Source organism: Hyphomicrobium sp. 1Nfss2.1 (assembly GCF_965243865.1).
GTDB lineage: Bacteria > Pseudomonadota > Alphaproteobacteria > Rhizobiales > Hyphomicrobiaceae > Hyphomicrobium_A.
In genome coordinates this window covers 2,144,911-2,157,424 of sequence record NZ_OZ251603.1, presented here as the reverse complement: position 1 = coordinate 2,157,424, position 12,514 = coordinate 2,144,911, and the positions used below count along the sequence as shown (strand labels likewise).

The 12,514-nt window shown below is 63.1% G+C and carries 13 protein-coding genes and 1 tRNA gene; 6 read left to right on the top strand and 8 right to left on the bottom strand.

The genetic code is table 11. The features are described from left to right. Window positions 1-95 precede the first annotated feature (95 nt). Complete coding sequence (locus ACP15D_RS10550) at window positions 96-1,133, top strand: succinylglutamate desuccinylase/aspartoacylase family protein (RefSeq protein WP_424957459.1); 1,038 nt, start codon at window positions 96-98, stop codon at window positions 1,131-1,133. 27 nt (window positions 1,134-1,160) lie between these two features. Here the strand turns inward: ACP15D_RS10550 and ACP15D_RS10545 are convergent, their stop codons facing one another. From ACP15D_RS10545 to ACP15D_RS10530, 4 genes are all read right to left on the bottom strand, one after another. Continuing rightward, entirely contained in the window at window positions 1,161-2,933 is a 1,773-nt protein-coding gene (locus ACP15D_RS10545) for an ABC transporter permease (RefSeq protein WP_424957458.1), read from the bottom strand. A 63-nt stretch (window positions 2,934-2,996) separates the two neighbouring features. Then, entirely contained in the window at window positions 2,997-3,524 is a 528-nt protein-coding gene (locus ACP15D_RS10540) for a hypothetical protein (RefSeq protein WP_424957457.1), read from the bottom strand. Next, window positions 3,524-4,561: a Fe(3+) ABC transporter substrate-binding protein gene (locus tag ACP15D_RS10535; RefSeq protein ID WP_424957456.1), complete on the bottom strand. Its 1,038-nt coding sequence runs from the start codon at window positions 4,559-4,561 to the stop codon at window positions 3,524-3,526. Before ACP15D_RS10535 ends, ACP15D_RS10540 begins: the two co-directional genes overlap by 1 nt. 146 nt (window positions 4,562-4,707) lie before the next feature. Next, window positions 4,708-5,982, bottom strand: a complete 1,275-nt coding sequence (locus ACP15D_RS10530) for a sensor histidine kinase (RefSeq protein WP_424957455.1) — start codon at window positions 5,980-5,982, stop codon at window positions 4,708-4,710. A gap of 187 nt (window positions 5,983-6,169) precedes the next feature. Here ACP15D_RS10530 and ACP15D_RS10525 point away from each other — a divergent pair, with 187 nt between their 5' ends. Together ACP15D_RS10525 and ACP15D_RS10520 are read left to right on the top strand one after the other, a co-directional pair. Then, window positions 6,170-6,541, top strand: a complete 372-nt coding sequence (locus tag ACP15D_RS10525) for a phasin family protein (RefSeq protein ID WP_424957454.1) — start codon at window positions 6,170-6,172, stop codon at window positions 6,539-6,541. Between the two features lie 215 nt (window positions 6,542-6,756). Next, a tRNA-His gene (locus ACP15D_RS10520) sits at window positions 6,757-6,833 on the top strand. Between the two features lie 24 nt (window positions 6,834-6,857). On the opposite strand, the gene ACP15D_RS10515 is transcribed toward ACP15D_RS10520, so the two are convergent. Further along, window positions 6,858-7,280 carry a nuclear transport factor 2 family protein gene (locus ACP15D_RS10515; RefSeq protein WP_424957453.1) on the bottom strand — a complete coding sequence of 141 codons (423 nt, stop codon included), beginning with the start codon at window positions 7,278-7,280 and terminating at the stop codon, window positions 6,858-6,860. Window positions 7,281-7,560: 280 nt separating this feature from the next. On the opposite strand from ACP15D_RS10515, the gene ACP15D_RS10510 reads away from it, so the two are divergent. Together ACP15D_RS10510 and ACP15D_RS10505 are read left to right on the top strand one after the other, a co-directional pair. Continuing rightward, entirely contained in the window at window positions 7,561-7,905 is a 345-nt protein-coding gene (locus tag ACP15D_RS10510; RefSeq protein WP_424957452.1) for a c-type cytochrome, read from the top strand. A 183-nt stretch (window positions 7,906-8,088) separates the two neighbouring features. After that, window positions 8,089-9,372 (top strand): MFS transporter, encoded by a 1,284-nt coding sequence (locus tag ACP15D_RS10505; protein WP_424957451.1) that lies wholly within the window; start codon window positions 8,089-8,091, stop codon window positions 9,370-9,372. Between the two features lie 9 nt (window positions 9,373-9,381). Here ACP15D_RS10505 and ACP15D_RS10500 read toward each other — a convergent pair whose 3' ends face one another. Continuing rightward, window positions 9,382-9,798 (bottom strand): response regulator, encoded by a 417-nt coding sequence (locus ACP15D_RS10500; RefSeq protein WP_424957450.1) that lies wholly within the window; start codon window positions 9,796-9,798, stop codon window positions 9,382-9,384. A 65-nt stretch (window positions 9,799-9,863) separates the two neighbouring features. After that, window positions 9,864-10,073: a hypothetical protein gene (locus ACP15D_RS10495; protein ID WP_424957449.1), complete on the bottom strand. Its 210-nt coding sequence runs from the start codon at window positions 10,071-10,073 to the stop codon at window positions 9,864-9,866. Window positions 10,074-10,279: 206 nt separating this feature from the next. Here ACP15D_RS10495 and ACP15D_RS10490 point away from each other — a divergent pair, with 206 nt between their 5' ends. Beyond that, window positions 10,280-10,879, top strand: a complete 600-nt coding sequence (locus ACP15D_RS10490; RefSeq protein WP_424957448.1) for a hypothetical protein — start codon at window positions 10,280-10,282, stop codon at window positions 10,877-10,879. A 5-nt stretch (window positions 10,880-10,884) separates the two neighbouring features. Here the strand turns inward: ACP15D_RS10490 and ACP15D_RS10485 are convergent, their stop codons facing one another. Then, window positions 10,885-12,462, bottom strand: a complete 1,578-nt coding sequence (locus ACP15D_RS10485) for a glucan biosynthesis protein (RefSeq protein ID WP_424957447.1) — start codon at window positions 12,460-12,462, stop codon at window positions 10,885-10,887. Window positions 12,463-12,514 lie beyond the last annotated feature (52 nt).

The window sequence follows — 12,514 nt, the reverse complement described above, 5'->3', positions numbered from 1 at the left end:
CGGGGGCGCGGGCAGCGCCGCGATACTTGCGTGGAGGGAGCGTGTCGTGCACCTTCGCGGCACTTCGGAGATCGTGAGGGAGGCAGGGCCGCGCCGTGAGGCAGCCGTTCGTCATTGGTGGGCTGGCCGTGAAACCCGGCGAGCGGCGGTTGGTCGACCTGCCGATTTCGAAGCTTTCTAATCACGCGCCTGTCACGTTGCCCGTGCATGTTCTGCACGGCGCTCAGCCGGGGCCGACGATGTTCGTATCGGCGGCGATACATGGCGATGAACTGAATGGCGTGGAGATCATACGGCGTCTGCTGCGGACGCTGACGCCTGGGAGCATCAACGGGACGTTGCTTTGCGTGCCGGTGGTCAATGTTTTCGGTTTCATCAGCCGTTCGCGATATCTGCCGGACCGACGCGATCTCAATCGCTCTTTTCCGGGATCGGCGAATGGATCATTGGCGGCGCGGCTGGCGCATCTGTTTCTGACCGAGATCGTCAAGCGCTCGCAGGTTGGTATCGATCTGCACACAGCCGCCATTCATCGGATTAATCTGCCGCAGATCCGCTGCGTATTCCGCAAGCATCCGCGGGTGCGCGAGTTGGGACAGGCCTTCGGGGCGGAGGTGATGCTCGAGAGCGCGGAGCGGCCGGGGTCGCTGCGCGAGGCGGCGCGTGCGGTCGGTGTCGACGTGCTGAGCTACGAGGGCGGTGAGGGACTTCGGTTTGACGAATTTGCCATCAGGGCAGGCGTCGACGGTATCACTGGCGTGATGCTGAAGATGGGGATGCTCGATCTGGCGGATGGCGTCGAGCCGCCGGGAGAGCGGCATACGCCGGTGCTGATCAACGCGTCGAGCTGGCTGCGGTCGCCGGAAGGGGGCGTGTTCCGCACGACGAAGCGGATCGGCGATGGCGTGAGCGTGGGGGACATCCTCGGGCACGTCGCCAATCCCTACGAGGACGTGGCGGTGGAGGTGCGATCGCCACGGCGCGGCATCATCATCGGGCGGACGACGCTGCCGATCGTCAACATGGGTGATGCGCTGCTGAATATCGGGTGGTCGGAAGAGGTGGCGGAGCGCGCCTCGCCGGAGCGGGCGATCCTCGCCGATCCCGACGAGGAAGACGAAGTAATCGATTGAATTGGCGCGAGTGGTGCAGCGCTTGAATCAATGCGCGGCGTGGCTGCCCGCACGGCTTCCGGGGCGGCCGCCGGCAATGGCCTCATGCAGCAGCAGCACCGGGACGAGGCCGACGCCGACGATGGTGAGCGCGGCGAGTGAGGCCTGCTCGAGCTGCTCGATGGAAGCGAGTGAGTAGACACTCGTAGCCAGAGTTTCGAAGTTGAACGGGCGCAGCAGCAGCGTCGCAGGCAACTCCTTCATGCAATCGACGAACACGAGCAGGGCTGCGGCGCCGAGCGGGGCTGCGAGCAGCGGCAGGTGCACGCGCCACAAGGACGAGAGTGCTGTTTCACCCAGCGTGCGCGCGGCGGCGTCGAGGTTTGTCGATACGCGCTCCAGGCCGGCTTCGATGGGCGCCAAGGCAACGGCGAGGAAGCGGATGATGTAAGCCAGCGTGATCGCGAACAGCGAGCCCGACAGGATGAGGCCGGTCGAGACGCCGAATGTGGCGCGCATGAATTCATCGACGCGATTGTCGATGCCGGCGAGCGGAAGCAGCAGGCCGATAGCGAGCACTGTGCCAGGGATGGCGTAGCCGAGGGCGGCGAGGCGCGCGGCTGAACTGGTGAAGCGGTTGCCGGCAATGCGGCGCGCATAGCCGAGCATCAGGGAGAGGGCGACGGTCGCGACGGCGGCCATGGTCGCGAGCAGAAGCGTGTTTCCGGCTGCAGGCAGGAAGCCGCTCGACATTGCATCGTGGAGGTGCGTGGCGGCATCGGGGATGATGACGCCAAGCGGTACGATGAAGCCGAACACGAACGGCAGTGATGCGAGCCCGGCGGCAGTGACACCTTTCCATCCTTCCAGCTCCTGAAATGGAATGGCTCGGTAGCGGCCGGTGGTGTGATGGGTTCGCGCGCCGCCACGCAGCTTGCGTTCTGCCGCCAAGAGTATGGCAAGCAACAGCAGCATGACGGTGGCGATCTGAGCCGCGCCGCCGATGTTGGAGCGCTGTACCCAGGTCGAATAGATGCTGGCCGACAAGGTATCGACGCCGAGATACTGTACGGCGCCCAGATCGTTGAGGCACTCCATGATGACGAGCGCGACGCCGGCTGCGATCGCCGGGCGCGCCATCGGCAAGGCGACATCTGCGAAGGCCGCGAGCGGGGAGCGGCCAAGCGTGCGGGCGACTTCGAGCACGCACACCGATTGCTGGGCGAAGCTCGCGCGCGCGGTGAGGTAGACGTAGGGGTAGAGCACCGACGAGAAGATGAAGATGGCGCCACCGAGAGAGCGCACATGCGGGAACCAATAGTCGGCCGCTGTCGTGAAGCCGAAGGTCGCGCGAAGCTGCGTCTGGATGGGACCGGCGTAGTCGAGAAGTTCAACGTAGCAGTAAGCGACGATGTACGTCGGCACGGCGAGCGGCAGCACCAGCAACCGGTCGAGCAGGTTGCGGCCCGGGAAGCGATACATGGTGACGAGCCATGCGGTGGCTGTGCCGATTGCGAAAGTGACGACGGCGACGCCGCCAGAGAGAAGCAGCGTGCGTGCAACGGAGCCGGGCAGCACGGTCGAGACGAGGTGCGGCCAGATGTTGTCCGTCGGCGTCAGCGCCAGCAGCACAACGGTGGCGATCGGCAGGGCGACGACAATCAAAATGGCGGCGACGATGATCGTCCAGCCGGGGGATACGCGACGGCGATGATGCCACGCCTTCAGCTTCGCCGGCAGGTTGGCAAAGCTGAAAGTCGCGTCGCTGAGCGAGGTAGAAGGTGCTGTCGAAATTACTGGCTCGGGGTCTCGCACGCTCATCGGCTGCGGCGCTTTCCGTCAGCGTTCTGGGCGTGCGATGACAATCTTAGCAAGGTTTGGGGCTCAGCAGAGCGTGGGGCGCGGGCCAGGTGTGACCAGGCTGGCTCCCATGAACACGGTGCCGGGCGAGAGGATCTGGCCTGCTTCCTTGAGGCAGCGGGCAAAGCCCTCTGCGCCTTCGATGGCCTCTTCGACGTCATCGCAGCCAAGCAGCGCGATGGCGCAGGCGCGGAAGGCAGGGCAGGTCGAGTGCTGGCACGCGGCGACCATCGAGATGGCGAGGCACTCATCGCGGCAGAAGCGACGGGACTGGGCTGGAAACACCTCGATGCGGCGCTCGGCCGAGTCCTGCACCGCGCGCACCCAGCAGGCGAGCTCGGTCATCAGCGGTTTTGCCGCCTGCTGTCCGACAGCACGGGAGAATTCGTCCCATGCCAGCTCCCAGCAGCCGATGTCGCTGGTCTGAAAGCCCTGCAACCAACAACGAAATCCAACACCGACGAGGCGCTCAGCGGCGGGAAGCATGGCAGCCGCGGGCACCGCGAAGTCGCGGGACGAGCGGACCTTCTGGAAGGTGTCGATCTCAGACATCAGTTGGTTGGCCCCTGATCGAATTGGACACGGTCGACGAGTTCGGAAGCTTTCTTGCGCAGTGCTGCGATCTTGGTGAGTGGCAGAGGATCAGATTTCAGCGGTCCCCAGCTCTTCACGAGGTCGGAGGCCGGTACACCCTCGACCACCGGATACTCGCCGTTGGCCTCTGCGTAGATGCGCTGCGCCTCGGGGGAAGCGAGGTATTCCATCAGGCGCAGTGCATTGTCCTTGTTCGGCGCGTTGGCCGTCATCGCCATGCCGGACACGTTGACGTGGCTGCCGCGGTCGGCGGCGTTCGGGAAGATGATGCGCACGGCTTCGGCCCAGCCCTTCTGGTCCGGGTTCTTCAGCATCGCCGCCATGTAATAGGTATTGCCGACCGCGATATCGCAGAGGCCGGCCTGCACGTCGCGCACGCCCTCGCGGTCACCGCCGGCTGGGCGGCGGGCAAGATTGTCCTTGAGGCCGCTGAGCCACTTCTCGGTGTACTCCTCGCCGTGGTGGGCGACCATCGATGCGATGAGAGCGACGTTGTAGGTATGCTGGCCGGAGCGGATGCAGATCTTGCCGCGCCACTTCGGGTCGGCCAGCTCCTCGTAGGTGATCGTGTCCTGCTTCACCCGATCCTTGGACGCGTAGACGACGCGGGCGCGTTTGGTGAGGCCGAACCAGTGATTGTCGGCGTCGCGCAAGCTGCCTGGAATTTCCTTGTCGAGGACGGTGGAGTTGACGGGCTGTGTCACGCCGGCGCCGACGGCCTGCAGCAGCAGACCGGACTCGTTCGTCAGCAGTAGATCGGCGGGGCTGTTGCGGCCTTCGGCGGCAAGACGCTCGATAAGACCGTTGGTGGCGAAGACCACGTTGGTCTTGATACCGGTCTCTTTGGTGAAAGCCTTGAGCAGCGGATTGATGAGCCCCGGCTCGCGGTACGAGTAGATGTTGACCTCGCCGGTGGCGGCGGCCGATGTCGCGCCAACGATGGCAAGGAGAGCGGCACAGGCCGCATTGCGCAAAGGGGCGCAGAGAAAACGCATCGCGAGCTCCGATAGTCGGGGTTCAAGGCCCCGGTATGGGCGAATTGAATAGCGGCCGATTGGTGCGCCGCGGAACATCATCCCTAACGCGCTGTCGCATCGGCCGTCAACAAAAGTGCGAGCAATGCCAATAGATTAGAAATCGTCTAATTTGAAACAGGAGCACGTGCGGCGACTCTGTCGCGTGGAAATACGAGTGCTACGGCCGTGCCTTCACCTCGTTGGCTGTCGATTTCCAGTCGAGCGCCATTCGACTTGGCAAGATCGCGCGCCAGCGGCAACCCAATGCCGTGTCCGCCTGCTTCCCTGCGTTGAGGATGAGCGGGGACTTCTGCGTTGAGCGCGGTGGTGATCGCCTCGTTCGTCATGCCGACGCCAGTGTCCTGGACAGCGATGAAGATCGATCGGTCGAAGCCGAGGCCGGTGACGATACGTACATCGCCGCCGCGCGGTGTGAACTTGATGGCGTTGGAGATGAGATTGAAGAGGATCTGCTTGATGGTGGTGCTGTCGGCTTTGACTTGAGGCAGCTCGCGGTGGAATTCGCAGACGAGGTTGAGCCCGGCTTCGTCGGCAAGCGGCTTCAGGGCGGAGACAGACGCCTCGGCGAGGGCATTGAGATCGAGCTCGCTGGCGTTTCCGGAGGGTGCCGCATCGTCGGAGGATCTGTCGCCGAGGAGGCGCTCGATCAGCGCCAGCGCGTGGCGGGCATTGTCGTGGATATCAGACGTGTAGGTGAGGTAGCGCTCGTTCTCGATGGGGCCGAAGCGCTGGTCCTTCATGATTTCAGCTGCGGCCGCTATGGCACTCAATGGCGTGCGCAATTCGTGGGCGAGCTTGGACACCTGGGCGGAACGAGGATCGTGGGTCGATGCGTCGTCTGCAGGTTCAGCGTCGGCCTGGGGCGCTTCCTCGGAGCTACGACCGGCGGAAAAGCCGTTGCGGATGGCCGCGGCGATCCTGGTCATGGTCGCGGCGTCGTCGGGCGTGGGGGTGACGGGCGGCGGGAGAGCGGGTGCGGAACCTCCAGTAGGCGCGGGCAAAAGGCGTCTGCGTGCGCCCGAAGCCAGGCTGACGAGCACCAGATCGGGCCTGTTCGCCGCTTCGGGGAGACTAGCAACATCGCAAACGAGGTTTTCAGCTCCGTATGCGGTCCAGAAGACGAGGGGTTCGCGTCGACCATCGGCCAAGGATTCTCGCACCATGGCGCGAAGGCGCACCAGTCCGGGCATGGCGGCATCGAGCGTGCCGGAGGCGGCGTCAGGATGAAGTCCGAGGCGTGCGGCTCCTGCGGGGTTGGCGGCAAGCACGTGCCCCTTAGCAGGATCGATGATCCAAGCGGGGTCAGCACAGGCAGCGAGCGCCTGAGAGGCACCGGCGGCTGTCGATGTCAGCGAAGCGCGTGGGCCGTCTAACTGCATGGGCGAAACACCAAGGCTTTAAATCTGTTAGCGTGCTGAGCCGGTTCCGTCCACGAGCTCGGTTCGGTGCGTCGCGGTATCCACATTCATTTCACGTCCGTTCGATGGCGGATCGCGCTATAATCTTCGTTGCCCGAAAACCAGGAGCGGGCGTCATAACCATCCTGGCCCCAGGAGGAGACCTTCGATGTCCGACAAGCCGCAGTTCGAGTTCCCGGAGGCGGTCCGCGAACTCGCCGAGCGTAACGTCGAGCAAGCTCGGAGTGCCTACAACCAATTTGTCGACATGGCGCGCAAGGTGCAAGATACGGTGTCGGCGTCGCAGGGGGCCATGACCTCCAGCGCTGTAGAGATGCAGTCGCAGATCTCCAAGTTCGCCGAGCAGAACATCCAGGCGAACTTTGCCTTTGCTACGGAGTTATCGCGGGCGCGGGATCTCAAGGAATACATGGAGATTCAGCAGCGTTACGCGCAAAAGCAGATGCAGGCGTTCGCGCACCAGGCGCATCTTCTCGGCCGGCTGGTGGCCGAGGCAGCGCAGAAGGCGCAAAACCGCTAGGCTCTGATCGCCCGATGTTCGGGGCGGGCGCAAAAATGCTACCCCTGCGCCTTGCGTTGGCCGGTTCGCCGCTGTATTTGAGCGCTCCTGCGGGTGTCCCAGGCTCGGCCTTTCTGCCGGGCTGGATCGGATGCCCCCTTGCCGCATCGGGCAGGGGCGCCCACGGAATTGACTTTTCGCCGTGGGGTGACCTAAGTCCGTGATGTTGCTGGCGTGCCGCCTTAGCTCAGTTGGTTAGAGCGCTAGATTGTGGATCTAGAGGTCCCCGGTTCGAGCCCGGGAGGTGGTACCACCTCACTATCGATGGGGTGGGGAGCTAACGCTCCGAGGCTTCGCTATCGAGCAGGGCAAGGAACGAGGCTAGCGCGGCTGCATCGTGATATTCGTCCATACGTAGAATGCGGTGGCCGCGGAAGGTCAGCACCTGCCGGAAGGTGCCCGAGTGCGAATAGCCGCTGCGGTGGTCGCGCAGGTAGAACTCGGCATTCGCTGTGGCGACGCCGTTTCTGAAGCGGAAGCTATGCGGGACGGACAGCCCTTCCATATGCTGCAGGCCGTTGAGGAAGGCGAGGAACTCCGCCTTGCCATGCAGAATGGTCTCGGCCGTCGCGGTGCCGACGTTGCTCCAATAGATCATGTCGTCGTCGAAGAGGTCGAGGAGGGCAGCGAGGTCGCGCCTGTTCCAGATCTGATGCGCTGCATAGAGAACTTGTGCAGCTTTCGACTCGGAAATCGTCACTGATTCAACTCAGTCGTTGGTCTAGCTCGGCGAGATTTATCTCACATCTTCCGGAAGTGCAGCGGACACTAGCACGGATATACCGGTGGTTGCGTGTGTTGCTCTGCCGCAAGTCGCATTTCTTTATTGGGGTCCGGCGTGCGCCTGCTGGCATCCTGCGCGGGAGCAAGTCGCAATGAAGCATCTGCGCGCCGCCGCTGTTCGCCTACATCGTCATCAATCGCGGCTTGATATAGTCTTGAGCGTGCTATGAGTGCTCGCACGGCTGAAGGAGGCGAGGATGCGTCGGGTCGTTGCGCTGGGCATAATGGTGGTAAGTGGCTGCGTGTGCGTGGCGGCGGCTGATGTCAAAACGGACGCGGAGAAGGGCAGGGCGCTGCTGGAGCAGAACTGCGGGCGCTGCCACGGTGTCGTGGGCGATCAGAAGAGCCCGTTGAAGCAGGCGCCCAACCTGTCGGTGGTGCTGGGGGCGTGGCCGAACGAAGAACTGGAGATGGAACTGGCGGACGGCGTCGGCTCGCGCCATCGCGACATGCCGCAGATTCAGTTCTCGCCCGAGGAAATTACGAGCATCTACTATTTCCTGCATGGTGGCGAAGAGAAGGCTCCGGGCAAGACGCCGTGACGCTGTCAGGTTGCCTAGCTCCAGGAAGCCTTTCTTCCAGAGTAACGCCCTATGCCCCCTGCGGCACTGCGAGCGTAATAACGCTGTGGCTTCATCTCCAGGTGACCGGGAACCTCCAGTGCCATAGAAGCCGGGTTACTGCGCCGACCAATTCGCGTCTGCGCGAGCCGGATCGCGACCTTCATGAGTCAAGACAACGTTCTTTCGTTTCGCCGATACCCTGATTTCACGTTGCTGCTGACGGGGCGGTTCCTGTCGACCGTGGCAATGCTCACGCAGAGTGTCACGCTCGGATGGCAGGTCTATTCGGTGGCGCGGCTGGAGCATACGGTTGCCTACAGCTCGTTCCTCGTCGGCATGATTGGGCTCGTCCAGTTCGTGCCGATGTTCGCGTTCGTGCTGCTCGCCGGAGAGACGGCGGATCGGTACGATCGACGTAAGATACTGATTGCGTGCTGCGTGCTGCAGTTCGCCTGCTCGGCAGGGCTGGCGTTCAACGCGGCCGCGCAGCATCCAAGCATCCTAGCCATTTTCTCTATCGCGGCATTGTTCGGCGTCGGGCGTGCCTTCACGATGCCAGCGTCGGCGTCGCTCGGGCCGATGTTGGTGCCGCGTGAGATCCTGCCGCGTGCCATCGGCTGGAACACGCTGGCAATGCAAACGGGCATGGTGATCGGGCCGTGGCTTGGCGGCGTGCTGTGCGCTGTCTCTGTGCCGGCTGCTTATGCGACGGCGGCGGGGCTGTATCTGTGTGCTACAGTGGCCGTATTGCTCATAACTGCCAACACGAAGCCGGACCATAAGGGCGGTGGCCGTCTGAAGCTGATCGCGGAAGGGCTATCCTACGTATGGTCGAACAAGATCGTATTCGGCGCCATATCGCTCGATCTGTTTGCGGTGCTGCTGGGTGGGGTGACGGCGCTGCTGCCGGTGTTCGCGCGTGACGTGCTGCACATCGGTCCCGACGGGTTTGGTCTGTTGCGCTCGGGGCCTGCGATCGGTGGCGGGCTGATGGCATTGGCTTTGAGCACGCGACCGATCCAGCGAGATGCCGGGTTCTGGATGCTGGTGTCGGTAGCGGTCTACGGGTTCGCGACCATCATATTCGCAGTGTCGACTTGGGTGTCGATATCGATGGTGGCGCTCGCGGTTTTGGGAGCTGCGGATGCCGTATCGGTGTTCGTGCGCCAGAGCCTCATTCAGATTGTGACGCCCGATCCAATGCGCGGACGCGTGACGGCGGTGTCCAGCCTCTTCATCAGCGCGTCGAACGAGCTTGGCGAATTCGAGAGTGGTGTTGCGGCACGCTTTCTCGGTCCTGTCGGGGCAGCAATCTTCGGGGGCGTGGGATCAATCGCGCTGACTGGTGTCTGGGCGAAGCTGTTTCCGGCGTTGCGCGATGCTCATCTCGATACTGTGCGAGTGGAGTTGCCGGCCCAGAAAGTTGAAGGCGCCAAACCGAGCTGATGTGCTGCCTCACTGCATCATGCCACTGATGTTGCGGCAATTGGGGAGGGCGGCCTCTGCTTTCCTGGCGGCTTCGCGTCGCGCGCTCGGGGTGCGCAAGAGAAATTCGACGAGGTCGGTGCTCACCGGCTTGGCGGCGTAGGTGTGGGGTACGTTGCCCAAGCCAACGCCGACGTTGGGGTAGCCGGACAGCACGATGACCCTGACGCCTATCGCCTGCAGCTCCTGGGCAATGCCAGCGCCCGTGTGCCCATCGCCAAGCTCGAGGTCGATGAAGGCGACGTCGGGAATTTGGTGCTCGGCGGCTTTGAGAGCGTCGCTTGCGTTAGCGTAGATGCCGGATACGCAGTGGCCGGTTTCTTCGATGGTGAGGGCCAGGTCGGCTGCGAGGATGGCGTCGTCCTCGCAGATCATTACATTGCTCATGAGACGTTCTCCTTTGGTTAGGGAACGCGGTGCAGCAGCGGCGGTTCCGCGCTGCACAAAATCCATTAGTTGTCGGTCTTCGCCGAGCCAGCAGCGTGCTCACCGGCGAGCATGTCGGCGGCGGTCAGTTCGGGGCTCCCCGCTGGGACTAGCTTCCGGTCCACTTTTGCTGCGAGTGCGTACATCTCCTCGGGAACCGGGTTGAGGGTTACTGTCTCGTAAAGGAAGCGCAATTGCTTGGATGTAACCCGCGTCCAATGAAAGCCGTCGACCATTTGCTTGTGCCTCCTCGGCCTTGGTTTGCGCCGGTGGTCACGGCGGATCGAGCCGCTAACGGCGATCAGGCCTTCCCGTTCCCGTTGGGTCGAATTAAAGCCCCGGGCGTCGGCGGCGTGACTGCCGCGCGGCCTGGAACTAAGTAACTCCTGTTGAGTTGGGCGCTTCAACCGTCACGCCGCGTGAGTGACAGTCGGAGAGGGACATGACGCATCGACATTTGACACGGTACCGCTGGCATCTGCTCGATGCCGTGCAACTGGTTGCCATCGCCCTGCTCGCGCTGGCATTGACCCCAGTGCTGGGACATCTGCTGACGCTGCAGTCACGACTGCAAATGCAACCCAACGAGTATTTCGTTGTGCAGCAGCTCGATCGTTCGATGCTGGTTGTCGGAGTTCTGGGGCTGCTCGCCCTGGCCGGCGTGCTGGTGCACGCGTTCCTGGTGCGCGGCAATGCGCGTGCGTTCGCGTGGTCCATAGTTGCGGCTTGCGCGCTTTCCGTGGCGCAAGTCATTTTCTGGTCGATTGCCGTGCCGATGGGCGCGTTGACAGGTGGCTGGTCGGTGGCGTCAGAAGAATTCGAGAGCGCGCGGCAGAACTGGGAATACGCCATTGCGCTGGCTGGCGTGGTGACGTTCGGCGGATTACTGGCGCTGGCTCGCGCCATCGTAGCGAGCCGGCCAATCGCCTCGCTGGCGATAATCGAATCTATCGAACGGGATGCGGCGGTGCGGCTGGCGCGCCGGGAGGCGCGCCCGCTCAATGGTGATACCAGGCTGCAGCGGGATGATGCTGCAGCCTAAGCCAATCAGGTTTTTGCAGGGATCCACTGGTAGAGCCACGTCTCGGTCAGTGTCTCGTCGCCGAGGCGCAAGTAGCAGCGCAGATCGATGGGATCTGTGCCCTCCGTGGCAAGGTCAAACAGAGCGCGCCATCTATCTGTACCGACGACCTTGATGACGTACGCATTATCGACGCGACCGCGCGAGTGCGTGACGACAGGCTCGACGTCAAAGCGCTGCTGCATGTTGTCGAGCGGGCCACCAGTGAAGTCGATGACGAACTTGCGCTTGAAAAGGTCTTCGCGTCGGCGAGCGCCGGGGACGCCACCACTGCCGGTGTAGGTGGCGACTACGCGGCCAATGTTTATGGGTGGGTTCGGCTCGTCGTTCTGCCAGTAAAGCTTATAGCCGTAGTGCAATTCATCGCCAGCGCGGACTGCCTCCTTCGGCACCCAATAGGCGACGATGTTGTCGTGGATCTCGTCGTCGGTCGGGATCTCGACGAGCTGCACGGCGCCTTCGCCCCACTCGCCGGTGGGCTCGACCCAAATTCCGGGCCGTTTGTTGTAGAATGCGCCGTCGTCCTCGTAGTTGGCGAAGTTGCGATCGCGCTGCATCAGGCCGAAGCCTTTGGGGTTCTTGTCGAGGAAGGAGTTGGTGCGGACTTGATCCGAATTGATCAGTGGGCGCCAGATGTGCTCATCGGCGCCGGTCCACATGGCGAGGCCGTCGCTGTCATGGATTTCGGGGCGCCAGTCGCTGGCGTAGCGGCGGTCGTTCTCGCCGTACCAAAACATCGACGTGAGTGGCGCGATGCCGACGCGGTCGATGTCAGTGCGCGCAAAGATTTCTGCACTCACCTCCATGATCGGTACGCGCGTCTTGGTAGCGGTGAACTTATAGGCGCCGCTGACGCTCGGACCATCGAGGAGCGCGTAGACGGTGATCAACGCGGTGTCGCCCTTGGGCTGTTCCAGCCAGAACTCAACGAAGCGTGGAAACTCTTCCGGCTCGGGCATGGCGGTGTTTATGGCAATGCCGCGCGCCGATGCGCCATACTGGTTGTCTTCGCCTGAGGTACGGAAGTAACTGGCGCCCTGGAACGCGAACCAGTCGGTATCTTTGCCGCGACCATCCATGACGCGGAATCCGGAGTAGCCCAGGTCGGCGGGGAGCTTGCTGGCGAACTCTGGATCTTTGTAATCGAAACTGTCGGCCGAGTAGATGATCTGCCGTGCAACGCCGTCCGACAACTCATTGATGCGGACAGGAAGCTGATTGTACTTGTCGACGTGGAAAAGACGGACGGGGCAGGCGCCGGGGCCATTTGGGAACAGCTCGCGATCGGCGCGGAATTTGATCTTCTGGGCAGCGTCGAAATCGACGTCTCCGACGATGCTCGGTGCGGCGGCTGGTGAGACGTAGGGTTTGGCGGCGAGGTCTTTGGCGCGCTGGCGGAGGGCATCGAAGCTGAACGGTTCGGGGTCGCCGAGGCGGACCCCCGGCGCGGGCTCTGCGCGCGCTGGTGAAAGACCTGCCAATGCCATCAAGAGGGCCCATTGGCCGCCGGTCGTGAGGACTTCTCTGCGGTTGACCTGAGACATGCTCGCTACCTGAGCTCGATGCTGAAAAAGCCGCCACACATGTGGAGGCCGG